Raw genomic sequence first — 26,320 nt, forward strand, 5'->3', positions numbered from 1 at the left:
GATCAGGATGCGACCTCGTCAGCGCAACGACCGAAGCGGGCGGGACACCGGGCCGACCTAAAGGCGTCGCCGCGCGAACGCCATCAGAAGCCTCCGCCGGTGCGAAAGCCGCCGCTGTTCCCGCCGCGCTTCCCGGCCGCACCGCTGCCACCAGTGCGACCGGCGCTCCCGCGGCCCAAGCCGCCGAAGATGTCGCTCTGGCGACGCGCATCGCCGAGGCCGCCGCCCCAGACGGTACCGCGACCGAAGGCACCGGAGCCGAAACCGGGATCGGAGCGCTCCGGGCGATAGCGCTGCTGCTCCTGCATGACGCGCCAGAGGTTGCGTCGGTCCAAGGCGCCGTTCAGGAACTGCCCCAGCATCATGGCGATCATGGCCTCGTTGCCGAATCGCGAGTCCGCGCGATCGTAGCGGTTGCGTTTGAAGTCCGAGCGCAGGGTCTCGACCTCAACGAGACGCTGCCGTGCCTGCACGAGCGACGCACGCAGCGGTTCAAGCGCGCCGTCGAGTCGGCGCAGCTCGTCCTCGCGCTCCAGCAGGCGAGCAACGATGAGGTCGTCTTCAGGGAAGGGGGTGGCGAGGGCTTCGCGGCGCAGCTCCAGCAAGTCATCGCGCTGCAGCTCGGACGTTACCAGCTCAAGCGCCTTTGCGCTGTAGTCGTCCTGCCCGGCGGCATAAAAAGCCTTTCGCACCTCGAGACCCTGGAGGTCGCTACGCGCTTGGGCGATACGCTGGTCGATGGCCTCGAGCGCCGCCTGCGCCTCGACGATTTCCGCGTCGAGGGTCGGGATACCGTCCTCGACCCGCGCGGCTTCGTCGAGTTCCTTCAGGGCGGCAACCTCTACCTCGGCGGCGGTCGCGAGCGCCGTGGCGTGCTCGCGCAGGCGCTCCGGGATCTCGTTCAGGCGGGCATAGTTCGCACCGGCGTCGGCATAGCCGATCAGGCGTGCAACCTTGCCGTCGAGCCACCGAGTCAGCCTCCATGCCCGGTACTCGGGCCGGCCGTATCGGCGTTTCCAGAGATACATGAAGAGCGGATCGTCGCGGTACGAGACGCCCTTCTCTTCGCGTTCCGCTTCGCTGCGGTCTGCCTTCTCGGCGGCGTGTGCGGCCTTGCGCTCGGCCTCCGTGGCACCTTCGAGCCGAGCCTTGTAGGCGTCGTCGGCGCCAAGCCGGGCCTGGGTATGGGCCTCCGCAGCGTCCGCAGCCTGAACCGCGGCATCGACCCGAGCCGCCTGCCCGTTGCGCTCCGACTCCAAGGTACGGAATGCGGACTCGGCAAATTGGATCTGCTCAGTCAGCAGCGTCAGAGCGGTCTCGCGTTGGGCCAGAAGCGCCGTGACCTGCTGCTCGGATTGGTCCAGGTGGTTGAGCAAGGCTGCGTCGGCGAGCAATCCGACGCGAAGCTGCGCGAGCGCCTTGTAGTCTTCGAGCTGTCCCCGGCGTTGCGCCTGCAGTTGCTGCTCGGCGGCCTCGACCCGTGCCTCGACCGCCGCGACCCGGGCGCGTGAATCGTCGACCGCCCGATCGATCTCGCCGAGGGTTTGTCTGCCGGACATCATGCGCGGTCTCCAGGGTGAGCGGCTTTTGCCGCGAGGATATGCCGAGCCGCATCTCGGCGTGTCCGTTCAATCGCGGGATCGGGTCTTACCATCGCGTGATGGCCCCCCCGGTCGTTGGCATGTCGTACCGCGGAACCAACTCGCCGCGGGCCTTGTAGCCGAAGCGGTCGCGATCGATGATGCCGTCGTCCTGCTTGTCGCGCGCAACTGCGTTGAAGGTCGGTTCGTCCACGCGAACACCCCAGGTGGCGACGGCCTCGGTCTCGCGGGTCTCTTCGTTGCGGATCGGCACGCGGAGCACCCGCCCGGTCGGATCCACGGCCTCGACCAGGATGTAATAGTTGCGGGCACCGGTGTTGATATCCGGAACACGCCAAATGCCGGTCTGCTCTCCCGGACGGTTGACGATGCGTAGGCTGTATTCCTGCCCTAAAGTCGTCCGGGCCATCTCCAGCTCATGCAGCGCTCGGCGGGCGCCTTGGGTATCGTCGTTGCGCATCGCGGATTGGCCTGCTCCGAGATAACTCTCCAGGGTCTCGCGCGCCGGGTCGCTCTCGGCCAACGCGATCGCCTCCGTGTGGACGCGCACCAAATCCCGCGGCAAATCGGCATCCGGGGCCACGAAGGAGACATAGTGGATGACGGCGGCGAGGATCATGATGCCCAGGATCCCGCCGACCCACTTACCCCAGTCGCCGCGGTTGACATAGATCCGGGCAAGCCGTGTCGCGAGCGAGCGCGGCGGCGGGGCATAGGTGAAGCGCCCCTCCTTGAGTGCCGCCACGCCTTGCTCGATCACAAGATCCGGCACATCGATCCCCTGAGCCGCGTAGATCTTGCGCAGACGCTCCTTGAGATCCTCCTCGCGATTCAGGTCGTCGAGCTCGGTCTTGACCAGACGCTCGCGGCGTCGCAGCGTATCCACGACGTCCATCGCGAGCATGACCTCGTCGAGCGGATGCGTGCTGCCGGCGACCGCGGCTTGCGCCGCCGCTGCGCCGACCGGCCGCACGCCGCTGTCGACAGCGACATCGTTGCTCATGCCTGAACCTTGAGATCGAGACCCTTGCCCTCCTCGGCGAGGCGTGCGAGCTTGCGTTTACCCTCCTCGACCGCGTCGCGGATCTCCTCGGCGTTGCGGGTGCTTTGGGTGCGCATCTCCTCGATGATCTCGTGCGATCGGGTCTGCCAGGTCACCACGGAGTCGACCAACTTCTTGACCGCGTCGGCACGCACGGTCGGCCCATAGCCCGCCCGCACCGCCGCTTCCTGGACCTTGCCGCCGATATCGGCCAGGACCTCGAGCGATTGGCTCACGCCCTCCTTCATCGCCTCCACCGTTTGCGTTCCCTCGTGCAACCCGAACATCCCGGTGAAGGATGCGGTGAGCGCCGTCAGGACCACCTCGTTGGTGCTGAAGAAGCTCACGGCCTGAGCATAGACCCGCTCCTTGGCGTTGGTCGTCTGGAGGAGACGCGCCATGACCACCTCGGAGGTGTTGTAGGAGATGGTCAGGTTGTCGGACAGATCCTTGGCGATCTGATAGCGCTTCTCTTCGAGCTGCAGTGCGCGCACCTGCTCGTCGCGGGCCAGCTCGAGGCGGGCGCGTTCGGCCGGCTCGCTCGAGGGATTCGCCTCGACTTGCGTCATGGCCTGCGCCAGCGCCGCCTTCGCCGCGTCCAGCCGGTCCTGCGCGGTCTTAAGGACCTCGAGCGCCAGCACCTCTGACTGCTTCAGCGCGCCGCGGAAGTCTTGATAGGCTTCGAGGATCCGATGCTCGCGCCGAATCTGGTCGTCGGTGGAGGAGGTGACGTCCAGATAGCTCGTCTTGATCTTGTCGAAACGCGCGGCGATATCGCCGCGCGTGGCCTTCATCCAGACGTTGCTCAGGCGCTCGAAGGTATCGAGCTTGCCGTCCTCGATCTGATCCACCATCGTCTTGGCATCGTCGCGGATGCTGTTGAAGGCGTTGGTGATGTCCTCGTAGCGACTGCCGATCTCCATCGCCTGGACCTGCCGGCGAACCACGTCGTTGAAGAGCGACGCCTGGCTCAGTGTCCGTGCGATGGCGGTCACGCGGCCCTCGTCGAGGGTCGAGATCCGGTTCAAGAGCGCAACGATCGGGTCGGCCTGTCGGTCCCCCTCGGTCGGGAGCAGTCCCAGGTCGTGAAGGCCGTTCATGGCCTTGTCCAGGTATTGGATGGGGGTCACGGTCGCAACGGCGGCGGTCTCTGTGGTGCTCATGGCGTCCTCCGCAAGGCCGGGGCGGATCCGCCGGACTTGGATTGTGGTAAAGGTCATCGACAGCGCAGACGCGCAATGAATGGCCAGGGGTCGTTCCGTGTGCTAGTTTTATCCTTGCCGCATTGGTGGTCAAGACGTTACAACACACTGGGGGGACACTATGGGACTCTTCGATTTCGCGAAAGACGTCGGCAAGAAGCTCTTCGGCAACGACGCCGAGGCAGGAGAGAAGATCAAGGCGGAGATCGAGCAGGACAACCCCGGGGTCAAGGGACTGACCGTGAATTACGACAACGGCGTGGTCTCGCTGACCGGCGAGGCCGAGAGCCCGGAGGCGATGGAGAAGGCCGTGCTCATGGCCGGCAACGTCAAGGGCGTCGCGGAGGTCAAGGCCGACCAGCTCACCGCGCCGCCCCAGACCGCCGAGGTCGACTTCTACACGATCGAGAAGGGCGACACACTCTCGGCCATCGCCAAGAAATACTACGGCGACGCCAACGCCTACCCCCGCATCTTCGAGGCCAACCGGGAGGTCATCAAGGACGCCAACCTCATCTATCCCGGACAGAAGATCCGGATTCCCACGTCGGCCGGGTAGAGTCATCAAGGGCATCGGGCGGTTTCAGCCGCTCCGCTGTGTTTGAGTGATGGGTGTGGGCGACTGAAGTCGCCCCTACACACGACGCCCGACGCCCTGCTCGAAATTCCCTTGTCGATATCCTGAATCGCGTCCCCGCCGAGATAGCGCCCCGCTCCACCCCCGTTCCCCACTCAAACCCTGCGGTTGTCCTCGAGACGCGATTCAGCCGCGCACGAGGGCCAACATATCCGCATAACTCAACCGCCCCCCGCCCTCGCTGCCCTCGAGCAACCCATCCGCCAGATCGCGCTTGGCGGCATGCAACGCCAGGATCCGCTCCTCGATCGTATCCTTGGCGACCAGTCGGTAGACGGTGACCGGACGCTGCTGTCCGATACGATGGGCGCGGTCGGAGGCCTGATCCTCGACGGCGGGGTTCCACCAAGGATCCATATGGATCACATAGTCGGCGGCGGTGAGATTCAGACCGACACCGCCGGCACGCAGACTGATCAGAAAGAGCTCGCCCTCGCCGGCTTGAAAGGCGGCGACGGCGGCGCGGCGCCGGGGTTCCGGGGTGGAGCCGTCGAGATACTGGTAGCGGATGCCGCGGGCGTCGAGATGGGCGCGGATCAGTGAGAGATGGTCGACGAACTGGCTGAAGACCAGGGCCTTGTGGCGGTTCTCGAGAAGCTCGTCGAGGATCTCGTTGAAGGCATCCAGCTTGGCGCTCGACAGATCGCTGTCGGGAAGCGCCAGACGCGGATGACAGCAGGCTCGGCGCAGACGCATGATCTCGGCGAGGAGCTGAATGCGTTGCTGGCCGGGGTTGGCCGCCGCCTCCGGGCCGGACAGGCGTTCGACGGCCTGTCGTCGCATCGCCTCGTAGAGGGCCAGCTCGCCGTCGCTCAGCTCCAGCCGCAAGGTGATCTCGGTGCGCGGCGGCAGCTCGCTGAGGACCTCGCTCTTGAGCCGGCGCAGGATGAAGGGGCGCAGCAGTTGACGCAGCCGATGCCGCGCGCCCGTGTCCTTGTTCTGCTCGATCGGGATCGCGAAGCGGCGGTTGAAGGTCTCCAGCGAGCCGAGCAGCCCCGGATTGATGAAGCGGAAGAGGTTCCACAGCTCGCCGAGATGGTTCTCCACAGGCGTCCCCGTGGTGATCATCCGGAAGTCGCCCTTGAGCCGCATGATGGCCTGCGAGCGCTTGGTCAGGGCGTTCTTGAACGACTGGGCCTCGTCCGCGACGATGGTCTCCCAGGACACCGCGGCGAGACGCTCCCCTTCGGTCTGCAGGAGGCCGTAGCTGCAGATGATCAGATCAAAGGGGCCGGCAGCATCCAACATGGCGGCCCGATCGCCGGAACCGAAGCGGCGCGGCTGCAGGGTGGGCGCGAAACGCTGCGCCTCGTCGACCCAGTTGCCGCAGACCGAGGTCGGCGCCAACACCAGGGTCGGACCCTTGGGTGCACGCGACAGGATCAAGCCCAACGCCTGCAAGGTCTTGCCGAGGCCCATGTCGTCTGCGAGACAGGCGCCGGCACCCCAATGCGCGAGCCGGGCGAGCCAGCGGTAACCCTCGATCTGGTAGTCGCGCAGCTCGGCCTGCAGCGTGGACGGGATCTCGGGCTCCAGCTCCTCGACGGCGGCGAGGCGATCGAGCAGGCCTTGCCAGGCCTTGTCCGCATCGAGCGTCATCCCCTCGATCGCCTCGGCGATGGCCGGTGCGGCGAGCGGATGGAAGCGGCCGTTGTCGGTCAGACCGCGCAGGCCGTCGAGCTTGCGCCGCAACGCCTGACTGAGGACGAGAAAGTCACGCTCGCCGAGCGGGATAAAACGTCCCTTTGCGGCAGCCGCCAGGTCCAGCAGCTCCTGCATGAGGAGGATCCGACCGCTGTCGAGCCGGATCTCGCCCTGCAGGTCGAGCCAGTCGCCCTCCTGCTCGATCTTGAAGCGCAGAGAAGCCATCTGCATCTCGGCCGTCAGCCCGATGCGCTTGCCCTCGGGCCAATCCAGAACGACCGCCTCGCCGAGCGCGTGGAGCTGCTCGAGCGTCGTCAGCGCTGTTTCCAGGTCATCGAGCGACCAGCTCCAGGAATCGTTGTCGCGGAGCGCGGGGCAGGCGTCGAGCACCTCGCGCGCCGCCGTGCGCTCACCTTCGAGGTCGCGGGTACAGCGTACGGCGCGCCCCTCGATCTCGGTGAGCAAGGTCGCCCGTCCCTGCCCCGGCAGGAGCTGAAGGGCGCTGTCGCCGAACGGGTGCATCCGCAGCTCCAGGGTCAGACCGGCAGCAAAAGGGCTCAGGTGCAGGTGCGGTCTGGCGTCGGCGGCCATGGCCTCGGCGGCGCTGTCGTCCCCGACGATATCCGAATGGACGGTGACCATCGGGGCCACGGCGGCCAGCCCTTCGAGCAGCCGCGCCTCCGCACCTTCGGGGACCTTGAGACCCTCGGGTCCCAGGATGCGGGCGATGTCGCGATGGGCGGGCTCGAACCGGACCAGACGGACGCGTTTCGACGTCTCGTCGACCGGCAAGAGCGCACGGCCTTCCGGCGGGAAGGGCTCGATGGTCACCAGGATGTCCCGATGGCGCCGGACCACCGAGAGCACGGGGTCGCCGAGCACCAGCTCGAGCGGAAGCTCGGTGACGCCGCTGCCTCCTTGCCGGCGCACCGTCAGCAGCGGATGACCGACCGCGGCGAGCAGCGCACGGTCCGCATCGAAGCGATAGCTGAGGCGGTCGGAGCCGCCATACCAGGTCGTGCCCTGCTCGCGGACGATACAGGCGCAGATCTCGCGATCCTGCGGGGTCAGATAGCCGAAGCTCTCCGGCTCTTCGACAAGCTTCTGCAGCGACACGGCACGCCCGCTCGTCCAACCGCCCCGCTTCATGCGCTTCTGCTCGCGCGGCTCCAGCATGCCGTGCGTCTTGATGAAACCGAGCTGCCAGGCCATGCGCCGATCGGTGCCCGCGGAGGTGTCCACACCGGGCGCGGCATGGGCGCCGAGCCCCTTGAGTGCATCGAGCGCAATCTCCCAGGCCGCCTTGCGTGCGAGCAGATCGGTCATCGACACCAGACCGGCGGGCCGCTTGCCGAGCTCCGGTCGCTCGCCTTCGAAACCGAAGGCATGCAGGAGTGCCGTCGCCTCGTGGGCGTACCAGAGGTACCCGGCCCGATGCGCCTTCGCCGCCCAGCCGGCGAGCACCTCGAGCGCCTCGGGTGCCGGCCGCTCGCCGAGCCAATGCAGCATCAGGGACTGCAGCAGGAGCACGAAGGCACCGCGCAACCCGAGGCGTTGGTTCAGCCAGGCGCACTCGTCCACCCGCCGCTGTCCGGCCAAGACGGCCGTCAGCTCGCCGAGCAGCCGATACACGGGTTCGACGGGGTCGGTGACATCGGCGCGCAGCGCGATCGCGACCTGCTGCTGAACACACTCGAAGTCCTCCCGCTCGCCACGCCGCAGCCGCGTCAGCAAGGCCAGAACACCCGGAATCCCGGGCAGATAGACCTTGCGCTTGCGGGTCGTCTTGCGGATGGTTTCCCGAGCCGCATCGAAGTCGTCGCGGGACTGCTCGTAGTTGCCGAGGAGGAACTGCAGCCAACCGCGCTGAACCAAGGCGGCGGGATCGCTGCGTCCGTCCAGCAAGGACGGAACCTCGGCAAGCTCGCCGCGCTGCAACCGCTGCTCGATCAAGGCGTCGGCGGCTTCGGGATGGGTTCCGACGAGCGGGATGAAGAGCTTTTCCATGAGGGCGTAGGCGCCGGCGCGCTCGATCATGTCGCGGGCGGCCAGGCGCAACGGCGGGACAAGACCGGCGATCTTGAGCCGTGGGTCGAGTGTTTCCATCCAGGCGAGGTCCGTCGAGGACGTCAAGACCTGGGTCAGCGGCATGACATGGGCCGCGGACAAACCGCTCAACGACACCTGATCGCTCAAGGCGAACATCCGCAGCGCCTCGTCCTGACGCCCTGCGTAGAGGGCAACGCGGACCATCCGCAGACGCCGCTCGGGACTCGGCACGAGCCAGGTGGGGGCGTTCGGGGGGACGACCGGAATGACCCGCTCGGCCGCCGCGGCGATCGACTCGAAGGTGCCGTCGGCGAGCGTCTCGCGCGTCAGGGGCTCGAGCAGATCGCGATGACAGGCGAGCGCGCTGCGCTCCGATTGGATCCGGCCGGACCCGACCAAGCGCCGGATCAGGGCCTCGTCGACATGCCGACTCAACGGCGCCCCCGCCCGATCGCGCCACTCCAAGGCGTCCAGAATCTGCTGCAGCCGGTCTCGGGCAACCGGCTCGCAGATCACCGAGAGCACACGCAGGATCCGTTGCTCGTCCGCCGGCAGCGCACGATAGGCGGCGAGCGCATCAGCCATTGCCGGTCCCCGGGAGCACGAAACCCAGCTTGGCAAGCCCTTTGCGGAAGGCCGCGAGCTTCGGTTCGGGGACACACACCAGGCGCTCGCCCGCCCGGGTGCAGTGCGGGGCCGTGACGGGATCCGAGGTCAGCATGACGGCAATGGCGGGATCCCGACACTTGACGAGCCGAGCCGGTCCGGCATCGACGAGTGCGCTCGCGCGCTCCTCGACGTCGCGGAGCAGTTGGACGACCTCGGCAGGCAGAGCCTCGTCCGTCGACGACTCGACGAAGGCGCGGATGCGTCCTCGCTCGCCGGTGTCCGCGCTGTGCCGCAGCACGGCATCGGGATCCAGGTGCCACAGCCTTGCCGAGAGCGGCTTGGCGATCTGCTCCAACACCATCCGCTCGGCCGGCTCGGGCTCGCGTTTGAGGGTCAGGAGCAGATCGGCCCCGATCGAGCATAGCGGCGGTCGTTTCGGGAGCACGGGCGCGTAGATCTCGGCGAGCCCCAAACAGTAGGCGCCGAGCGCATTGAGCCGGATGTACCTGAGCCCGTCGTAACGGCTCAGGAAGGCAAACTCATCGCTCCCCCAAGCATCCGTGTAATCCAATCTCGCGGCGTAGGGCGAGGTGTAGGCGACATCGAGCATACCGAGTGTCGCGAGATACTCGAAGAGATAGGCGAGGATGTAGCGTCCCTGGAGGATCTCGAATCCGTCGGCCCCGTTGAATCCCAGGCTGCCGTAGTTTTGTTCGACGAAATACAGCCCCCGGGCGTTCTCGGTCACCGTGAAGCGGCGGCCGCGGAACTGCATCTGTCGGAAGAGCTCGTCGATGGCCACCCAGCGGCCCGGGGGACAGCAGTCCCGGAGCGCCTCGGCGATGACCGCTCGGCGCTCCGACACCGCGCTGAGTCGCACGCCTTTTGCCGTCTGCCCCTTGATCAGGTCGACACGACGCAGCTCATCGGGCGTGCCTTTCTGTTGCCAGCGCGCGAACAGGTGCGAGACCACCTCCTCGACCGGCCGAGACAGCGCCTTGTTGCCGCGGGCGGTCAGGACCAGCTTGCTGCCGTCGGCCTTCGCCAGCCCCCGGCCTGCAGCAGGAGCGGCCAGGCAAAGGGGCGAATGGGCCGGATCGGACCGCCGGCCGAGCGTGGTTCGTCCAGGTCGTCGTCCGCGGTGTACCAGTCACCGCCGAGCAGGACGCTCTCCAGCTTGGTCATGGATGCGCTGCTCGGCAGACCCGTCTTGGCACCGACGCTGATGCGGCCCTGACCGATCAGGCGCAGCACGCCGGGCAGGTCGTGATGGATCAGGGTCTCGGTGGCGAGACGCCGCAGCGGCTCGGAGGCGGCCTCGTCGGGCTCCAGGACGATTGCCGAGGCAATACTCGTCGGCAGGTCCTCGTCGGCGCAGCTTGCGATCTCGAGCGGCGTCGGCACCGCGACGATCGACACCAGTCGCTTGCAGAGATCCTCCGGGATCGATCCGTCGTAGAAGAAGAGCGGCAGCAGCGAACGCCGCTCCTGGCGACCGCGCTCGGGCCGCGAATAGGAATAGGCCACCGGCTCGACGAGGTTCGGAAGCGAGCCGTAGCGTGCCTTGAAGCCGGCACGGTCGAAGAATCCGCCCCAGCGATGAACGCTCTCGGCGAGGGCGTTCTGCTCGATCTCGGAGAGCCTCCCCCAATACTGGCTTAGATCCGCCGACAAGAGCTCATGCGAGATCGCCTCGACCATATCCGCTTTGCGGGTCGAGCGATTCCCGTTCAACAGCAGGTTGCGGCGCTGTTTCAGTTGCTCGGCAGTCAGGAGCCAGAGGGCCTGTTGTAATGTCATGGGCGGACTCTGCAGAGGGTGTCGAACGTGCAAAGGCGAGCAGGGCGGAAACGAACGCGCCCCCCGACAAGGCCCGTGCCTGCTTCAGATCGCGGATGGCGCCGACCCTGTCGTCCTCGGCGAGACGGCGGATCGCGCGCGCGACGACGGCATCGCCGGCACGATCAACCGCGTACAGCAGGTTGAGCTCCAGGCCGCAGCGGCGACACTGCTCGGCGCCGTCGAGACGGGCGCGACAATTGGGGCAACGGTCCATACGACTCGCCGCGCCCGGCTCAGGATTCCAGATAGAAGATCAGATCGGAGAGCCCGTCCATCGCCTCGTGGATGGCGACATCATCATGCGCCGCGACCGCATCGCGCAGCGTCTCGATGAGGTTCACCAGGTCTTCGCGGTCCTCCGCATTGGCGCTTTCCATCAGGCGTTCGGCCTTCTCGATCAGGGCCGTGGCCTGAACGGTATCGCGTCGCTCGGCACTCGCCGCGACGCCCTCCCCGTCGCTCCCCTCGGCGCCGTCGGACGCATCGCTGGACTCGCTGCTGAAGTCGCCGTCGATGAGTGCGCCGATGCGTGCGCGTGCGGCCGCCATGGTGTCCTGCTCGAAGCGGGCGGTGGCGTTGTCGATGACGATGCGCTGCTCGAGCCCGGTGCTCTTCTCGCGCGAGGTGACCTTGAGGATGCCGTTCACATCGAGCGAGAAGGTGGTGACGATGACGTTGCCGGCCGGCGCGTCGCTCAGGCCCTCGATGCGGAAGGCGCCGATCTCGGTGTTGTTGAGCGCATCGGAGTCCTCGCCTTGATAGACGCGCACGTCGATCGCGGCCTGGCCGTCTTCGATGGTGGAGAAGGCATCGCTCTTGGTCACCGGGATGGGGGTGTTCTTGCGGATCAAGGGGATGTAGACGAAGGGATAGAACTCGCCGTTGAGCTCGCCCAGCGCACTGGTTCCGAAGGTGTAGGGCGTGACGTCCACCAGCACGCGCGAGACGCGCTGACCGCCGATCACGGCCGCCTGGATGGCCGCACCGCTCGCCACGCATAGATCCGGGTCGACCTCGCTGCGCGGCTGCATCCGCAGCAGCTCTTCGAGACGCTGCTGGATCAAGGGGGTGCGGGTCGCGCCGCCGACCAGCAGGACCTCGCTGAGATCTCCGATGCCCAAGCCGGCCCCTTCCAGCGCGGTGTGCACCGCGTCCATGGTCTCGTCGATATAGGGCGCGATCATCGCCTCGTAGTCGTCGCGCGACAGCTCGAGGGAGAGATTGACCGGTTTGCCTTGGTGCTCGAGCAGATATTCCTCGTCGATGCGCACGAAGGGGGCGTCGCTGAGCGCGATCTTCGCCATTTCCGCCGCGCGGGTCAGACGCGCCATGGCGACGCGATGCGCACTCGGGTCCGTGCCCTGCTCCTTCAGATGCGCGACCAGGTGCTCCAGGATCTTCCCGTCGAAGTCGTCGCCGCCGAGCTGGTTGTTGCCGTGGCTCGACAGGACCTCGGTCACCTCCTTGGCCAGACGCACGACCGAGACGTCGAAGGTGCCGCCGCCCAGGTCGTAGACCAGAATGGTCTTGGGCTCCTGATGATCGACCTCGTAGGCGAGTGCGGCGGCCGTCGGCTCGTTGATGATGCGCACCACCTCGAGCCCGGCGAGCTCGCCGGCGTCGCGGGTCGCCTGGCGCTGCGCATCCGAGAAATAGGCCGGGACCGTGATGACCGCCTTGGTCACCGGTTGACCCAGATCGGACTCGGCCGCGCGCTTGAGCCGACCGAGGATGAGCGCCGAGATCTCCTGCGGGCTGTAGCGCTGCGCACCCATCTCGATGAGGGTGTCCTCGCCCATGCGCCGTTTGACCGAGCGGATGGTGCGCTCCGGGGCCAGGATGTATTGATTGCGCGCGCTCTGGCCGACCAACAAGGCGCCGTCGTCCGCGATCCCGACCACGGAGGGCAGGATGGGGCTGCCGTCGACCGGGATGAGTCGCACACGACCCTCCTCGACCACCGCGACCTCGGAGTTGGTGGTGCCGAGATCGATGCCGATGATGATGTCGCTCACTGGGGATGGTCCTCGAATTTGTTGACGATGACGTCGGCGAGACGCAACAGCGACTCGCCGCGCCGATAACCGGTACGCAGCTCCGCGAGCACCGTGCCGAGCGGCAGGGCGGGATCGCGCCCGACCTCGAGTGCACGCATGATCCGCGGATCGAAGGGCCGCCCGACGGTCTGGATCGGGCGCACCTCGCGCCGATCCAGGGTCTCGTCGAGACGGCGCAGATTCATGCTCAAGCCTTGCGTCATACCCGTGATGAACTCGGCCGCACCGCTGGCGTGCGCAAGCCAGTTGGGCCGATAGGCGGCGGCCTGACCGCGGCCGTCCCGCAGGCGGTCACGCAGCTCGATCAGCTCGAGCAGGATGTCGCGCTCGGCGTTCAGGGCGATGTCGCGGGCATCCTGCTGACGTCGAGAAAGCTCGGCGGACAGATGCTCGTTCGCCTGCCGGAGGCTGTCGAAGAGATCGCGGAACTGCTCGAGCGCCGTCTTGACCTGACGCGACTCGAGCTTGACCTCGTTCTTGAGCGCGCCCAGCTCGGCGAGCAGGGTGAAGAGGTCGGGCGCGTCGGTTTCCTCCATGTCGTCGATGCCCGCTCCCGAGCCCTCGCGCGCGCCCGGCTCCTCCTCCAGATAGGCACGGAAACGCTCGAGCAACGCCTCCTTTGCATCCTCCATACGTCAGACCTCGCCGCGCAGCAGCGCGGTCAGCGTGGTCCGCTTCGGGCGACGCGACTCGCTCACGGGCGCGGCCTTGGCCAAGATGTCGGCGGCGGTCGGCGGGGTCTGATCGAAGAGCGCATAGGCGAGGCGATCGCGTCGGGTGCGGATCTTTTCGTAGGCCCCGCGCAGCGCCTCGAAACCGGCCGGATCGCGCTCGGGGGAGGCGCGGCGCAGACCGGCGAGATAGGCCGCTTCGATGGCGGCGTCGTCCGCATCGAAGGGGACGCCGAGGATGAGAAAGGGGTCGGTCATGCGATCAGGGTCCGATGGTTGTTGAACCGCGTCCGGCGGGGCATGCGGTGTTGTGGTTTGGTTTCGATCTTGTTCGGGCAAGCGGCGTCCGCGGGGGCGCGGTTCAAGTTGTCGAGGTTCGGTTGTCCCGGGGGACTCCGCATCGACCGGCTCAGCGGCGCTTTCGTTTGGCGCGATTGCGTTTGCGGGTGCTCGGAGACGGCCCGGGGTTGAAATCGCCCGGATCCGGGAAGGGCAGACCCTTGGCATTCATGTCGGCCGCCAGGGCATTGATCAATAGGTCCAATGCCTCCTTGCCGAGATCGCGCTCGATCTCGCGCATCGATTCGCCGACTGGACCCGGCATCTGCATCAGGGCGCGGAAGCCGCTCGGCCCGAGCGTGCGAATCATGTCCGCCAAGAGCGAGATCGACCTCTGGGCCATGTCGCCGTCGTCGATGTCGTCGTCTTCGTCATCCCATTCGTCTTCGTTGAAGCCGCCGCCGAAGCCACCGCGCAGCGGTCCACCGAAGGGCAGCGAGGGTCCGCTCAGGGCCTCGATGATCCGATGCACCAGACGGGAGTCGCCGTTGTCGCGCGCGCGCTCGAGCGCCTGCTCCAAGCGCAGCGTCTCGTGCATCGGGACGTTCCAGGGCACGACACCGCGGTGACGGGCCTCGAACGCATGGAGCTCGAAGACCGGCTCGCCCCGCCAGCGCTTCAAGGCGGCCTCCGCGAAGGCCAGCCGCACGTCGTGCAGGTCGGTGCGGCGCAGGGTTTCGCAGATCGACTCCATCTCGCCCTGATCGAGCTTGAGCCGGGCCGTCTGCTTGAGCGGCCCCTTCAGCTCGCGCCCGACCTCGCTCGGGAGCTTGGCACCCGTATCCAGATGCGCCCGGACGCGCGCGAAAAAGGCACGCAGGTCCGCCGCGTCGGACGTCGATGCCTTGGCGAGTCCAAGCTGTTTCAGCAGCCGGGCGCCGGGAATACCGCAGGCGCCGGCCTCCAGCAGGAGGATAAGGCGTGCAGCCAGTCCATTGCCGAGACTCTCCGCCAGGGCCTGCAAACGCCCCTCGCCCCGGGAATCGAACGCGAGCAGCTCGGCCAGACCGCGCACCAGTTCCAAGCGTTCGCGCGTGCGCTCGGTGCGGCTCCACTCCTCGGCTAGGGCCAGTGCACGCATGGCCAAGTCCGCTCGCTTAACCCTTAAATTCTTGCGGGCATGCGCGAGATGCGCCTCCACCAGCCGCTCGCGCACCCCGCTGTTGATCGGATCCACCGCCAGGATGTCGGCGGCGATGGTCGCAGCCTTCTTGAAGGCCCCGCTCGCGATCGCGGTATCCATGGCGGCGGTCAGAACCGCTTTGTCGGTCGGCCAGCGCGCTTGGGCGCGCTTGAGGATGTTGCGGGCGTCCTTGAGCGCCTTGCCGCCGCGCAGGTAGTAGGCGATCAGGCTCAGATAGGTGGCTCGGTCGTCGGGGTCGTGCTCGAGGCTGGATTCCAGGTCGGCCACAATGGTTCCAGGTAAGGATTCCGGGTCGGAATCCGGCTCCATTCGCTCGAGGATTTTAAAGAGGGTTTCGGTACGACGCAGCACGAGCGCGATCCGCAACGCGGCATCGCTGCCCGGCTCGACGCGGGGCTCGGCGGCATCCGCCATGAGGTCCGCGTGATCCTGCCAGTAGGTGGCGACCTTCCAGGGATCGGATTCCGCCTCGCTCTCCCAGGCATCCAGCAGGTATCCATCGATCTTGCGCAGCGGCTTGCCGCCGGCCTCGATCCACCATTTCGCGCCGGTCTGCGGCTTCGGCAAGAGCAGACGCAGTCCACGCTCGTGGGCCCAAGTCTCCCCGAGCACCCGGCGATGCCGAAACATCAGACGCAGAAGCTGCTTGGGCTGCGGCGCGTTGCCGAGCGCCTGCAGCTCGTTCCAGAGGATCGCACGCTCGGCGGGCCAGCCGCGCAGAGAAAAGACCAGATCGCGTGTCGCCGGGCCGATATCGCGGAGCTTGGGTGCCAGCTCGATCTCCGAGAGCAGCGCCAAGCGCGCGGCATCGCGCAACCCGGCGAAGCCCGAGTTGTCGTCGATGCGGTCCAGGAGTTTGGCTGCCTCGTTGCGCGCCACCTCGGTCCAGTCGCCCCGATGATCGCGTGCGACGGGGTCGAGACGACTCAATGCCTTGAGGATCTGGACCAGATCGCGATAGGGCGAACGGAACGGGATCGCCTTCAGCGCCTGCGCGAGTGCCTGATCGTTGCCGACGCAATAGGCGTCGAGGGCCTCTTCGGCGACGGTCGCTTGCACGCGGATAGGGTCATCGGCGGGCAGTGCCTCGGCAATCCCGGCGGTGCCGGCGAGCATCTGGGCCGCCAAATGGCCGAGCAACAAGGCTCGGGACTCGGGATCGGCCGTCAAGGAGCCGCCCTCCAGCATCGGCATGACCTGAGCGACACGACCCAGGCGGAGGAGGCAAACCGCATGATCCGGATGTACCGGGAGCGCCCCCAGCGCGGCGCGGTTCTCCCACATCACCAGCGCCTCCTTGTGCATGCCTTTGGCGCCGAGCTGGCGCGCGCGCCCCTCGTAGGCATCGGCAAGCCCGATCCGGAGTCCATCCCTGTCTTCGCCCGCCGGGGCCTGCTTGAGCAGATCCTTGAAGCCCGCCATCGCCTCGCGAAAGCGCCCGCTATCGAGATCGGCACGTGCCGATTCGGGCGTGATCGGACACGCCTGTTGACGGGCCTTGACGGAAGGTCGCTTCTGCTTCTTTGCCATATCGAATCGAATCGGGAGTAGAACGGAGGGGGTCGCCAGTCGCGCAGTATACATCGGCTGCCGGCGAGCTTCAGCTGCAAACGGGCGGCGCGCGTGTCGATCCTGCGAACGCTCGCAGGTGCGGCGGAACACACGCTGACGAACGGCACGCCGATCAATGCAGAAAAGGACTCTCCACTCGAACCCCCTCGATGACCTGCCCGTGGCTCAGGTCTTCCGAGAGCAGGACTTCCGCACCGCCGCTCAATGCCGTTGCCACGATCATCCCATCCCAAAAGGACAACGGATGACGTCCTTGAATCTCCGCGGCATGAAGAACCGTCGTGACCGTCGGTATCTCGATCTGCCAGACACCATAGGCGCCGATCAGACCCCGTGCCGTTGCCGGCGATAGCGGCTGCGGAATTTTACGCGTGACGTTGACGAAGAATTCCTGCAGAACCTGAATACTGAGCACACCGGCTTGGGAACCCCAGAGTCCTCGGAGGAGCAGGGCGGCTCGTTCGCGCTTGTGGCCGGCATCTCGATCATGGGCATAGATCAGGACATTGGTGTCGATGAAATGCTTAAACCGCGTCCAGAGCGAGATGCTCACTTTCGAGTGAGCTCGACGTTTGGTGAATCCACGACCCTTAGCGGGGGACGCGGTTTGAAATTTTATATTTTTTAATACTTTAAACCGCGCCGGCTCCAGCGGTTCTGAAATCCGCCGGGGCCGATCCCATCCAAAAACATCGCATACCGCACTGGGCGCGGTTTAACGCTCATGGAGCTCGTCCCGAGCGACTGGTTTTCCACCCGGATGGAAGCCGGTCTCCAAGGCGTCGAGTGCAGCGCGCTTGGCCTGCTCATAGTGTTCCGCTTGCTCGACGATGGTGGACAGCTCATCGGCGAGCATCCGCGAGACGGATGTCGATCGCTGCGCGGCGATGACGCGCAATTTCGTCAACAGGGCCTGGTCAATCGACAGGGTGATATTTTGTTTCGTTACGATGAACAATCTCGGGCTGCACGTGACTGACGTGCAGCACGTTTAGCACGTGCCTCGCACCCGATCAAGAGCGCCGCCGGATCGCGGGCGATGGCGAGACGGCCGACCCGCGCTAAGGTGGGCATCATGCGCTCCGGAGGTTATCCTTCAAACCATGCAGACATTCAAACCCCTGACCAAGCTCGTCGTGATCCTGGCATTCTGTCCGTCGCTCACCGCCGCCGAGGGTCTCTGGAACGGGCTCACGGCCGGGGTCGGGAGCAACTGATGCGACTGCACGGGCCACTGCCGATTGCTCGAACCGTAGCGCTGCGTCTCGCGCTCTTCTCGCTGCTGTGGTGGGTCTTGACCGAGGGGCAGCCGGACTCCTGGCCGCTCGGTGGTCTCTTCGTCGTGCTGGCCACCGCCCTGAGTCTGTCGCTGTCGCGTCCGGTGCCTTGGTCCCCAATCGGATTTGCCCGCTTCGTTCCCTTCTTCCTCTGGTGGTCGCTGCGCGGCGGGGTCGATGTCGCTTGGCGCGCCTGCGCGCCGAGCCTCCCCATCGCGCCCGGCATCCTGACCTATCGGCTGCGTCTTCCGCCCGGTCGGGCGCGTATCGTCATGACGGCCGTCATCAGCCTTCTGCCGGGAACCTTGAGTGCCGAGATTGTTCGGAATAACCTCATCATCCATATCCTGGATCAGCGCGCTTCGAACGAAGCGGATCTGGTAGCCTTGGAGAACAAGGTCGCCGCACTCTTTCGCATTCGGCTGAGCACGCCGCCGAGCACCCACGCCGAGACACCATGACCCTGTTGTATCTCGCACTTGCCCTCGTCTTGATCTTCACGCTGGCTGCCGGACTCTGGCGCATCCTGCGCGGACCCACGCCCGCGGACCGCATGCTCGCGGCCCAGTTGTTCGGCACCACGGCCGTCGCGGTCCTGCTGCTGCTCGCCGAGGCATCCGGTCACCCGGCGGTGCGCGATGTCGCACTGGTGTTCGCCCTTCTGGCCGCCGTCACGATGGTCGCCTTCGTGCGCCGGAGTTGGAGCGGCGAGGGGGAGGACGGCCATGTCGATCCTTGACATCGTCGATATCGTCTCGGCCGGCCTGCTGATCCTCGGCGGAGTCTTCTTCCTCGCCGGGACGGTGGGGCTGCTGCGCTTCCCCGATGTCTACACCCGTCTGCATGCCCTGACCAAGGCCGACAACCTGGGACTTGGGCTGATCGTCGCCGGGCTTGCGGTACAGGCGGAGTCATTTGCTGCGGTGGGCAAGCTGGTGCTGATTTGGATCTTGGTGCTGGTCGCCTCGGCCTTTGCCTGCCATCTGGTCGCGCGTGCGGCGCTGCGCCGCGGGATCGGGCCATGGACGTGATCGGACAGGTCGCTTGGGCGATCGATGGCCTGCTCGCACTGCTGCTCCTCTGGCTCGCGGCGCGGGCCTTGGCGAGCCCCGGGCTGCTGGAAGCCGTGGTCCTCTTCATCGGCTTCGGTCTGACCCTGGCGCTGGTCTGGGTCCGGCTCGACGCCCCGGACATCGCGCTGGCCGAAGCGGCAATCGGTGCCGGCTTGACCGGCGCCTTGCTGCTCGCGGCGCTCGCCCGGCTGCCGCTGTCGGCGCGGGCGGACGAACGCGCACAGCCGAGCCGTACAGAGAACACTCAGCCGCAGGAACGCCGAGATGCCGAGACATGACCGCCCGCGCCGATGCGGCGTTTCGACGTGACACCGATGGGGTTGGGCACACGCGCCGGGCATGTCCTCCTGATCGCGCTCTTGGCCACGATCTTCGGCGGCCTCGCGATCGCCGTCCTCTCGCTCCCGTCCGAATCGCCGGGCCTGTCCGCACAGGTCGAGGCGGCGATGGCCGACACCGGGGTGACGCATCCGGTCACGGCCGTGCTGCTCGACTTCCGCGGCTACGACACCCTGCTCGAGCTGGTCGTCTTGCTGTTGGCGCTGGCCGGCGTCTGGTCCTTGGCCGAGGGGTCGCCCTTCGCCGATCGGCAGCCCGGCACCATGCTGGATCGGCTGAGCCGACTCTATGCGCCCTTGATGCTCATCGTGGCCGGATATCTCTTGTGGGCCGGGAGCGCATCGCCCGGCGGGGCCTTTCAAGCGGGTGCGGTGCTCGGTGCGGCCGGCGTGGTTCTGACCCTCACGGGCTGGCGCTTGCCGCTCGCGCTGGCAGGCTGGCCGCTGCGGCTGGTGTTGGTCTCGGGCGTGTCGATCTTCATCCTCGTAGGCCTGGTCTCGTTCTTTTTCGGAGCGGTTTGGCTGGACTATCCCCTCGAATGGGCCGGCGCACTCATCCTGCTGATCGAGGCGATCGCCAGCCTCGCCATCGGGGCGACCCTGGCGGCACTCTTCCTCGGCGGACGCCCGGAGGCGCATCCATGACACCGGCGGTCTTGTATGCACTGACGGGGCTCGGGCTTTTCGTACTCGGTCTCTATGCCTTGATCGTGCATGCCCATTTGCTGCGTAAGATCCTGGCGTTCAATGTGATGGGCAGCGGGGTCTTCCTGGTGCTGGCCGGCCTGGCAGGTCGCACGGCGTCGGGGATCCCGGATCCGGTCCCTCACGCGATGGTGATCACCGGGATCGTGGTGGCCGTCGCCGCCACGGCCCTGGCACTCAGTCTCATGCTGCGTGTCGCGGGCGCAACCGGGCGCGCCCGCTTACCCGACGAGACCGAGCGCTAACCCTGTGGATACGGCTGTTCTGGCCCAAAGCGGCCTGACCGCACCCATCCTGCTGCCTCTGATCGGCGCACTGCTCGCGTTCGTGATGCGACGCCGGGCAACACCGATCGGACTGCTCAGTGTCCTTGCGCTCCTCGGCGCAGTGATCCTCCAGGTTCCAAGCCTCTTTGCCGATGGCCCGCAGCGCCTTGCGGTGGGCGGCTGGGGTGCGCCGCTCGGCGTCGATCTCTATGCGGACGGGTTGAGCATCGCGATGCTGCTCATGACCGCCGTCGTCGGTCTCGGGATCAGTCTCTACGCGGCCGCCTATTTCCGCGACACCCCGGCCCGCGGGCAGGCCTTCTGGCCGCTCTGGCTGCTCCTGTTGACGGCGCTCAATGCGCTCTTCCTCTCGGCCGACATCTTCAATCTTTACGTCACGCTGGAGATCCTGGGCCTCTCGGCGGTGGCGCTCACGGCGATTGTGGGCGGTGCGGACGCGCTGGTCGGGGCGATGCGCTATCTGTTGGTCAGTCTGCTCGGATCGCTCGCCTATCTGCTCGGGGTTGCACTGCTCTACCACGCCTACGGGACGGTCGATATCGCCCTGCTGGCCGAGCGGATTGCCGCGGAGCCGGCCACTTGGGCCGCGATGGGCCTGATGAGCGCCGGCCTGATACTCAAAACGGCGCTGTTCCCGCTGCACTTCTGGCTGCCCCCGGCGCATGCAAGCGCGGCGGCGCCGGTCAGCGCCGCGCTTTCGGCGCTCGTGGTCAAGGGCTCCTTCTATCTGCTGGTGCGCTTTTGGGTCGAGCTCTTCGGCGAGATCGCCGGCGGGGTCGCGACGCTGCTGGGTCTGCTCGGCGCAGCAGCTGTCCTCTGGGGTTCGATCCAGGCCCTGGTTCAGACACGCCTGAAGCTCCTGATCGCCTACTCGACGGTGGCCCAGATCGGCTATCTGTTTCTGGCCTTTCCGCTCGCCGTCGGGACCGGGATCATGGCCTGGACCGGTGTTCTCTACCTCGCCCTCTCCCATGCCTTGGCGAAGGCGGCGATGTTCCTGGTGGCCGGGAACCTGTTGCGCTTCGGCGGGCATGATCGGATCGCGGATCTGGATCGGGTCGTGCAGCGACTGCCGCTGAGCATGGCGGCCTTTGCCTTGGCCGGGGTCAGCATCGTGGGGCTGCCGCCGAGCGGCGGCTTTATCGGAAAATGGTTGTTGCTGCAGTCGGCGCTGACCGAGGGTCGCTGGGGCTGGGCGATCGTCATCATCCTCGGCGGCGTGATGGCCGCAGCCTATGTCTTCAAGGTCGTCGGCCATGCCTTTACCGAGTCCGAGAATCCGCATCAGGCCCAGCCGGTGCCGGCGACGATGGAGTGGGTCGCCTTCGCACTGGCCGCGGCGGCGGTGCTGATGGGGTTGATCGTCTCCCAGCCGCTCGCCTTGCTCGAGATCGGCAACCCCTTCGGGATCCGGACTGAGGTGGCAACACCATGACCTTGGAAGCCTGGGTTCCGCTCCTGGTCCTCTGCAGCTCGCTGGTACCGGGTCTTCTGATCTTCGGTCTGGACGAGTCGCGCATCCGCCTGCGCACCACGCTCAACCTGGCAGGGGCCGTGACCAAGCTCGCGCTCGTGGCCGTCATGATCTGGGGCGTCGCTCACGGGCATACCTTCGAGGTGCGCCTGACCTTTCTGCCGGGTCTGGATCTGGCCCTGCGCGCAGGACCCTTGGCACTGCTCTTCCTGGTCCTCTCGAGCCTGCTGTGGCTGGTCACGACCATCTATGCCATCGGCTATCTGGAGGGCTCGCCGCATCGCAGCCGCTTCTTCGGGTTCTTCAGCCTGTGCGTGACCGCGACCGTCGGGGTGGCCATGGCCGCCGACATGCTGACCTTCCTGCTCTTCTACGAGATGCTGACCCTGGCGACCTACCCCCTGGTGGTACATCGCGGCACCGAGGTCGCGCGCCGGGCCGGTCAGGTCTATCTGGCCTATACGATCGGCGGCGGTGCCCTGATGCTGCTCGGGATCGTCTGGCTGTATACCCTGACCGGGACGCTCGAGTTCACCCCGCGCGGGTTCGTCTCCGAGCTGGATCCGTCGCATCATCCGGCCCTGATCCTCATCTTCATTTTTCTGATCACCGGCCTCGGGGTGAAGGCCGCCCTGATCCCGCTGCATGCCTGGCTGCCGATGGCCATGGTCGCCCCGGCGCCGGTCAGTGCCTTGCTGCATGCGGTCGCGGTCGTGAAGGCCGGCGCCTTCGGGATCGTGCGGGTGGTCTACGAGGTCTTCGGGGTCGAATTCTCGGCCCTGCTCGGGGTCACGCTGCCGCTGGCCATTCTGGCCGCGGCGACCATCCTCTACGGATCCCTGCGCGCCATCTTCCAGGATGATCTGAAACGGCGACTCGCCTTCTCGACCGTGAGTCAGGTCTCCTACATCGTCCTGGGCGTCGCCATCGCCAGCCCCATCGCCACCGTCGGCGGTCTGGTGCATCTGGTTCATCAGGGACTCATGAAGATCACGCTCTTCTTCTGCGCCGGGAATCTGGCCGAGACCCTGGGGATCCACAAGGTCAGCGAGATGAACGGCGTGGGCCGCCGGATGCCCTGGACCATGGTCGCCTTCACCGTCGCGGCCTTCGGAATGATCGGCGCACCGCCGGTGGCCGGCTTCATCACCAAGTGGTATCTGGGACTGGGGGCCTTGGATGCGGGCCAACATTGGGTGCTGGTGGTCTTGGCGGCGAGCAGCCTGCTCAATGCCGCCTATTTCCTGCCGATACTCCATGCCGCCTGGTTCCGCGAGCCGCCCGCGACCTGGCCGGAGGAGCGGGAATTCGGGCGGCGCGAGACCGCACGCGCTCTCTTGTGGCCGCCCCTGATCACGGCGCTGGCCGCCGTCCTGGCGGGGCTCTTCGCGGCGATGCCCTTCAGTCCGCTGGAGTGGGCACGCTTTATCGCGGAGCAGGAGTTCAGGCGACCGTGAGCGCGGGACTCCTTCAGTCGGCGGTGCTGTTCGCCCTGGCTTGGCCCTTCCTCGCCGCGTCACTGTGGGTAATTCGCGCGGCACGACCGTCGGCAATCCGGCTTCTGCCTTGGTCGGCCGCGCCGGCGCTGGCGGTTGCACTGCTTGTCCCCGACCTGACGCTGCCCCTACCCGAGACACTGCTGGGGAGCGGGCTGGCGCTCGATGCGACCGGACGGGTCTTTTTGGCGACGACGGCGCTGCTGTGGCTGATCGCGGGCGCGCTGATGGTCGGTCGACGACCGGGCGATGTCGGCGAACGGCGTTCGGCCTTGCCGGCGTTGCTCGCGATGGGGTCCGGCTTCGCCCTCGCCTTGGCGGACGACGGACTCATGTGGTTCGCCGCCGGAACGCTGGCGGGCTATGCGGTTTACGCGCTGATCCTGCAGGCGGCGACGCGCGCGGCGCGCGCGGCCGGCCGACGGCTGGTCATCCTGCTCGTGCTCAGTGACCTGCTGCTGTTCGAGCTGTTCTTGATCCTCGCCCATGCGGCCGGCGGGACCTCCTTCGCCGACCTGCGCGGGGCGGTCGCGGCGCTCGACAACCCGACATTCGTCCTGGCCCTCATGACGCTCGGATTCGGGGTGAAGGCCGGCGTGCTCGGTGTGCATCCGTGGCTGTTGCCCGCGTTCGGGTCGACGACGCCGGCCGTGCGCGTCGCGCTGATCGCCTTCGCGGCCGCAGCCGGTCTGCTCGGCTGGCTGCGTCTTCTGCCGTTGGGCGAGATTGCCTGGACGGCCATGGGGGTGGCGCTCCACTGGTTGGCCTTCGCAACCGCAGCCTATGCCCTGATCGCCGGCTTTTCGAGGACTGGACAACAGGCGCTTGCGGGCAGCGTCCTGATGGCGTTGACGGCGCAATGGCTGTGGGCGCTCGCGGCCGCACTGCAACGACCCGAGTCGGGGGCCGCGATCGCGGCCCTCTTGCCGATGGTTGGGCTGCAATCCGGTCTCGCGCTCGCGGCACTGGTGCTGCTGGATGACGCCGACCGGACCCGACACCGCGCGCTGCGCATGGCGATGGCCTGGCTCGCCATTGCGCTGGTCCTGCTCGCGCCCCTGCCGATCTTCGCGGCCCGGATGGGTGCGGGGCCCCTTGCCGTCATCGATCTTTCGTGGCCGTCGATTGCGGTCGCGCTGCTGCTCGGTCGGCTTGTCGCGGGTATGGCGCGGCATGAGGCGACCGCGAGTCGGTCAAGGCATCCGCGCAGCCGGATGTTCCTCGGCGCTTACCTCCTCGTCCCCGCTCTCGTCGGTGCGGCGACAAGCCTGCTCGGATACCCGCCGACCGGCCTGTGGTCGCCGATTCAGGCCGATTCGCCCCCCTGGTCCCTGAGCTCGGCTGTCGCGGTCGCGGCTCTCGTCGGCGCCCTCGGGATCGGTTGGCTCGCGTCGCTCGGCTCGGAGCATCGACCCCCGCGCGATTCGAGCGCTTGGTCGCCGAGCCCGCTGCGCAGGATCCATGAGCGGTTGCGTGCTCTGCGCGGCAAGCTGCGCCGCATCGCGCGGATCCGCCTGCCGGGTTGGCGCGACGCCATCCTGGACGCGCTCGCGACAGCCGCGTCGAGTACGTCTGTCGGCGCGCTCGCGCGGCAGGCCGAGGCAAAGCTGATGCGGTGGGAATCCGCCATGGCGATTCTGCTCTTGGCCGGTCTCGCCGTCGTGTGGTCGGCATTTGGTGGTTGATCGGAAATGCATTCCGACCGGTCCTGTTGCCGCTCGTTCGGAAAGGCTCTAACCTCCGGCGATTCGAACCAACACCAAAGAGCAGGCCATGGATTTCGTCGCCGACAAAGATGCGGATCTGATCCCCTTCGTGTTGTCGCAGATCCTCGACACCTCGATCAACGGGATTACACTCTCGGATCCGGATCAAGAAGACAACCCGATCGTTTACGCCAACGAGGCGTTCGAGTTGATCACGGGTTACAGCCGCGAGGAGATCGTCGGGCACAACTGCCGCATCCTCCAGGGTCAAGACCGCGACCAGGATGGGTTGGAGAAGGTTCGCGAGGCGATCCGCGAGCGCAAGCGGACCACGGTCACGCTGCGCAACTATCGCAAGGACGGAACGCTGTTCTACAACCGATTCTCCATTCGGCCGCTGTACGATCGCCAAGGCAAGCTGATCTATTTCCTCGGCGTCCAGTACGACGTGACCGAGCAGATTCATGCCCGGGAGGAATTGGAACGGCTCAAGGAGATGCTGCGCGTCGCCGATCGGGAGACCTGATCGGGCCTAAACCGCGCCTGGTGCGGTATGCGATGTTTTTGGATGGGATCGGCCCCGGCGGATTTCAGAGCCGCTGGAGCCGGCGCGGCTTAAAGTATTAAAAAATATAAAATTTTAAACCGCGCCCCCCGCTAAGGGTCGTGGATTCACCAAACTTCGAGCTCACTCGAAAGTGAGCATCTCGCTCTGGACGCGGTTTAATTCGGCCCCGCGTCCGGGTCGATTCCCAGGGCACGTAACCGCTCGGCCAATCGCTCGGCACGCGCCTGTTCCTTGTTCGCCCGCGCGTCGGCCTGTCGGGCACGTTCGGCTTCCCGCTCGGCACGTTCCGCTTCCTGCTCGGCACGCGCGGCTTCCCGCGCAGCACGCGCGGATTCCTCGAGGGCGCGTGCCTGCTCCGCATCGGCCCGTCGCGCCAGCTCGATGGAGGTCAAAAACGGGCGGCCGGACGGATCGAACAACTCCAGCGTCTCGGACGTCAGCGCAAAACGCATGCCCAAGCGCGGACTGGTCCAGCCTCGGACATGCGATTGAGCGGTCAATCGGGACGCACCATCGTCGGTCCGACGCCGTATCCAGATCTCCAGGCGGTTCCGGTCGGGGTCGTAGAGGTAATATTCCTCGACACCGTATTGGCCATAAAAGGCCAACTTCTCAGCCATCTCCTTCGCGCTGTTGGACGGCGAAAGGATCTCGAACACGACTTGAGGGGCGATCCCGCCCTCATCCCACTGCCGGTAGGAGCCGCGCCGCCCTTTTGGGCGACCGAAGGCGACCAGCACGTCCGGGGCGATCGGCCCGGTCTCGCGCCGATCCGGCACCGGGTACCAGAGCAGATCGCCGGCGATGAAGACATCCGGGCGGTCGGCAAAGAGGATCTCCAGGTTTTCCTTGATCTTGACGATCCACTCGTACTGCTCGGTGTTGTCCGCCATCGGCTGTCCGTCGCTCTCGGGATAGGGGTCGTCCGGGTCGATATGCAGCAAGGGGTTCATCGACTTGCTCCGGTTGTGCCTGACAGGCTGGTCT

Annotated in this window: 22 protein-coding genes and 1 pseudogene; 10 read left to right on the top strand and 13 right to left on the bottom strand. The window is 66.7% G+C overall.

Going from position 1 to position 26,320, the window contains the following annotated elements:
• Positions 1 to 83: 83 nt before the first annotated feature.
• The 3 genes from KFB96_RS15125 to KFB96_RS15135 all read right to left on the bottom strand — a co-directional run bounded on the left by KFB96_RS15125 (position 84) and on the right by KFB96_RS15135 (position 3,806).
• The gene (locus tag KFB96_RS15125) at positions 84 to 1,562 is read right to left on the bottom strand and encodes a hypothetical protein (RefSeq protein ID WP_213457662.1); all 1,479 of its coding nucleotides are present in this window, start codon (positions 1,560 to 1,562) and stop codon (positions 84 to 86) included.
• Between the two features lie 85 nt (positions 1,563 to 1,647).
• Positions 1,648 to 2,604, bottom strand: coding sequence for a DUF6384 family protein (locus KFB96_RS15130; protein WP_213457661.1), 957 nt, complete (start codon positions 2,602 to 2,604; stop codon positions 1,648 to 1,650).
• Positions 2,601 to 3,806 carry a cell surface protein gene (locus KFB96_RS15135; protein ID WP_213457660.1) on the bottom strand — a complete coding sequence of 402 codons (1,206 nt, stop codon included), beginning with the start codon at positions 3,804 to 3,806 and terminating at the stop codon, positions 2,601 to 2,603. Before KFB96_RS15135 ends, KFB96_RS15130 begins: the two co-directional genes overlap by 4 nt.
• 160 nt (positions 3,807 to 3,966) lie before the next feature.
• On the opposite strand from KFB96_RS15135, the gene lysM reads away from it, so the two are divergent.
• The gene (gene lysM / locus KFB96_RS15140; RefSeq protein WP_213457659.1) at positions 3,967 to 4,404 is read left to right on the top strand and encodes a peptidoglycan-binding protein LysM; all 438 of its coding nucleotides are present in this window, start codon (positions 3,967 to 3,969) and stop codon (positions 4,402 to 4,404) included.
• A 204-nt stretch (positions 4,405 to 4,608) separates the two neighbouring features.
• On the opposite strand, the gene KFB96_RS15145 is transcribed toward lysM, so the two are convergent.
• From KFB96_RS15145 to KFB96_RS15180, 9 genes are all read right to left on the bottom strand, one after another.
• Positions 4,609 to 8,760: a DEAD/DEAH box helicase gene (locus KFB96_RS15145; RefSeq protein WP_213457658.1), complete on the bottom strand. Its 4,152-nt coding sequence runs from the start codon at positions 8,758 to 8,760 to the stop codon at positions 4,609 to 4,611.
• A complete protein-coding gene (locus KFB96_RS26855; protein ID WP_300970356.1) occupies positions 8,753 to 9,757 on the bottom strand; it encodes a hypothetical protein in 1,005 nt (334 codons plus the stop codon). Before KFB96_RS26855 ends, KFB96_RS15145 begins: the two co-directional genes overlap by 8 nt.
• Before the next feature lie 41 nt (positions 9,758 to 9,798).
• Positions 9,799 to 10,584 (bottom strand): hypothetical protein, encoded by a 786-nt coding sequence (locus KFB96_RS26860; RefSeq protein WP_300970358.1) that lies wholly within the window; start codon positions 10,582 to 10,584, stop codon positions 9,799 to 9,801.
• A gap of 275 nt (positions 10,585 to 10,859) precedes the next feature.
• Complete coding sequence (locus tag KFB96_RS15155) at positions 10,860 to 12,641, bottom strand: Hsp70 family protein (protein WP_213457656.1); 1,782 nt, start codon at positions 12,639 to 12,641, stop codon at positions 10,860 to 10,862.
• Entirely contained in the window at positions 12,638 to 13,315 is a 678-nt protein-coding gene (locus KFB96_RS15160) for a nucleotide exchange factor GrpE (protein ID WP_213457655.1), read from the bottom strand. The genes KFB96_RS15155 and KFB96_RS15160 overlap by 4 nt, the downstream gene beginning before the upstream one ends.
• Before the next feature lie 3 nt (positions 13,316 to 13,318).
• Positions 13,319 to 13,612, bottom strand: a complete 294-nt coding sequence (locus KFB96_RS15165) for a molecular chaperone DnaJ (RefSeq protein ID WP_213457654.1) — start codon at positions 13,610 to 13,612, stop codon at positions 13,319 to 13,321.
• Between the two features lie 151 nt (positions 13,613 to 13,763).
• Positions 13,764 to 16,367: a hypothetical protein gene (locus tag KFB96_RS15170; protein WP_213457653.1), complete on the bottom strand. Its 2,604-nt coding sequence runs from the start codon at positions 16,365 to 16,367 to the stop codon at positions 13,764 to 13,766.
• 154 nt (positions 16,368 to 16,521) lie between these two features.
• Positions 16,522 to 16,962 carry a PIN domain-containing protein gene (locus KFB96_RS15175; RefSeq protein ID WP_300970361.1) on the bottom strand — a complete coding sequence of 147 codons (441 nt, stop codon included), beginning with the start codon at positions 16,960 to 16,962 and terminating at the stop codon, positions 16,522 to 16,524.
• Between the two features lie 162 nt (positions 16,963 to 17,124).
• Positions 17,125 to 17,316, bottom strand: coding sequence for a hypothetical protein (locus KFB96_RS15180; RefSeq protein ID WP_300970362.1), 192 nt, complete (start codon positions 17,314 to 17,316; stop codon positions 17,125 to 17,127).
• A 309-nt stretch (positions 17,317 to 17,625) separates the two neighbouring features.
• Between KFB96_RS15180 and KFB96_RS15185 the strand changes: the two genes are divergently transcribed.
• The 9 genes and pseudogenes from KFB96_RS15185 (at position 17,626) to KFB96_RS15230 (ending at position 25,291) form a co-directional block, all read left to right on the top strand.
• Positions 17,626 to 18,147, top strand: coding sequence for a Na+/H+ antiporter subunit E (locus KFB96_RS15185; RefSeq protein ID WP_213457652.1), 522 nt, complete (start codon positions 17,626 to 17,628; stop codon positions 18,145 to 18,147).
• Positions 18,144 to 18,425 (top strand): monovalent cation/H+ antiporter complex subunit F, encoded by a 282-nt coding sequence (locus KFB96_RS15190; protein WP_213457651.1) that lies wholly within the window; start codon positions 18,144 to 18,146, stop codon positions 18,423 to 18,425. Before KFB96_RS15185 ends, KFB96_RS15190 begins: the two co-directional genes overlap by 4 nt.
• Entirely contained in the window at positions 18,412 to 18,717 is a 306-nt protein-coding gene (mnhG, locus tag KFB96_RS15195; RefSeq protein WP_213457650.1) for a monovalent cation/H(+) antiporter subunit G, read from the top strand. The genes KFB96_RS15190 and mnhG overlap by 14 nt, the downstream gene beginning before the upstream one ends.
• A pseudogene (locus KFB96_RS15205) lies at positions 18,708 to 19,742 on the top strand (hydrogenase subunit MbhD domain-containing protein). The gene mnhG and the pseudogene KFB96_RS15205 overlap by 10 nt, the downstream one beginning before the upstream one ends.
• Entirely contained in the window at positions 19,739 to 20,047 is a 309-nt protein-coding gene (locus KFB96_RS15210) for an NADH-quinone oxidoreductase subunit K (RefSeq protein ID WP_213457649.1), read from the top strand. Before KFB96_RS15205 ends, KFB96_RS15210 begins: the two are co-directional and overlap by 4 nt.
• A 4-nt stretch (positions 20,048 to 20,051) precedes the next feature.
• Positions 20,052 to 21,524, top strand: coding sequence for a proton-conducting transporter membrane subunit (locus KFB96_RS15215; RefSeq protein WP_300970367.1), 1,473 nt, complete (start codon positions 20,052 to 20,054; stop codon positions 21,522 to 21,524).
• Positions 21,521 to 23,020 carry a proton-conducting transporter membrane subunit gene (locus KFB96_RS15220; RefSeq protein ID WP_213457648.1) on the top strand — a complete coding sequence of 500 codons (1,500 nt, stop codon included), beginning with the start codon at positions 21,521 to 21,523 and terminating at the stop codon, positions 23,018 to 23,020. Before KFB96_RS15215 ends, KFB96_RS15220 begins: the two co-directional genes overlap by 4 nt.
• Positions 23,017 to 24,744 carry a proton-conducting transporter membrane subunit gene (locus KFB96_RS15225; protein ID WP_213457647.1) on the top strand — a complete coding sequence of 576 codons (1,728 nt, stop codon included), beginning with the start codon at positions 23,017 to 23,019 and terminating at the stop codon, positions 24,742 to 24,744. Before KFB96_RS15220 ends, KFB96_RS15225 begins: the two co-directional genes overlap by 4 nt.
• Before the next feature lie 88 nt (positions 24,745 to 24,832).
• Positions 24,833 to 25,291 carry a PAS domain-containing protein gene (locus KFB96_RS15230; protein WP_213457646.1) on the top strand — a complete coding sequence of 153 codons (459 nt, stop codon included), beginning with the start codon at positions 24,833 to 24,835 and terminating at the stop codon, positions 25,289 to 25,291.
• Between the two features lie 197 nt (positions 25,292 to 25,488).
• Here the strand turns inward: KFB96_RS15230 and KFB96_RS15235 are convergent, their stop codons facing one another.
• On the bottom strand, positions 25,489 to 26,286 hold the full coding sequence (locus KFB96_RS15235) for a Uma2 family endonuclease (protein WP_213457645.1): 798 nt from the start codon (positions 26,284 to 26,286) through the stop codon (positions 25,489 to 25,491).
• Positions 26,287 to 26,320 lie beyond the last annotated feature (34 nt).

It is taken from the genome of Thiocapsa sp. (assembly GCF_018399035.1).
Classification (GTDB): Bacteria; Pseudomonadota; Gammaproteobacteria; order Chromatiales; family Chromatiaceae; genus Thiocapsa.

Bases quoted from the DNA above. Each gene is read 5' to 3' on its own strand.
- KFB96_RS15235 (WP_213457645.1), bottom strand. From the start codon at position 26,286: ATGAACCCCTTGCTGCATATCGACCCGGACGACCCCTATCCCGAGAGC.
- KFB96_RS15170 (WP_213457653.1), bottom strand. From the start codon at position 16,367: ATGGCAAAGAAGCAGAAGCGACCTTCCGTCAAGGCCCGTCAACAGGCG.
- KFB96_RS15190 (WP_213457651.1), top strand. From the start codon at position 18,144: ATGACCCTGTTGTATCTCGCACTTGCCCTCGTCTTGATCTTCACGCTG.
- lysM (WP_213457659.1), top strand. From the start codon at position 3,967: ATGGGACTCTTCGATTTCGCGAAAGACGTCGGCAAGAAGCTCTTCGGC.
- KFB96_RS15125 (WP_213457662.1), bottom strand. From the start codon at position 1,562: ATGATGTCCGGCAGACAAACCCTCGGCGAGATCGATCGGGCGGTCGAC.
- KFB96_RS26860 (WP_300970358.1), bottom strand. From the start codon at position 10,584: ATGACATTACAACAGGCCCTCTGGCTCCTGACTGCCGAGCAACTGAAA.
- KFB96_RS15230 (WP_213457646.1), top strand. From the start codon at position 24,833: ATGGATTTCGTCGCCGACAAAGATGCGGATCTGATCCCCTTCGTGTTG.
- KFB96_RS15145 (WP_213457658.1), bottom strand. From the start codon at position 8,760: ATGGCTGATGCGCTCGCCGCCTATCGTGCGCTGCCGGCGGACGAGCAA.
- KFB96_RS15220 (WP_213457648.1), top strand. From the start codon at position 21,521: ATGACCTTGGAAGCCTGGGTTCCGCTCCTGGTCCTCTGCAGCTCGCTG.
- KFB96_RS15135 (WP_213457660.1), bottom strand. From the start codon at position 3,806: ATGAGCACCACAGAGACCGCCGCCGTTGCGACCGTGACCCCCATCCAA.
- KFB96_RS15165 (WP_213457654.1), bottom strand. From the start codon at position 13,612: ATGACCGACCCCTTTCTCATCCTCGGCGTCCCCTTCGATGCGGACGAC.
- KFB96_RS15210 (WP_213457649.1), top strand. From the start codon at position 19,739: ATGACACCGGCGGTCTTGTATGCACTGACGGGGCTCGGGCTTTTCGTA.
- KFB96_RS15130 (WP_213457661.1), bottom strand. From the start codon at position 2,604: ATGAGCAACGATGTCGCTGTCGACAGCGGCGTGCGGCCGGTCGGCGCA.
- KFB96_RS15160 (WP_213457655.1), bottom strand. From the start codon at position 13,315: ATGGAGGATGCAAAGGAGGCGTTGCTCGAGCGTTTCCGTGCCTATCTG.
- KFB96_RS15185 (WP_213457652.1), top strand. From the start codon at position 17,626: ATGCGACTGCACGGGCCACTGCCGATTGCTCGAACCGTAGCGCTGCGT.
- mnhG (WP_213457650.1), top strand. From the start codon at position 18,412: ATGTCGATCCTTGACATCGTCGATATCGTCTCGGCCGGCCTGCTGATC.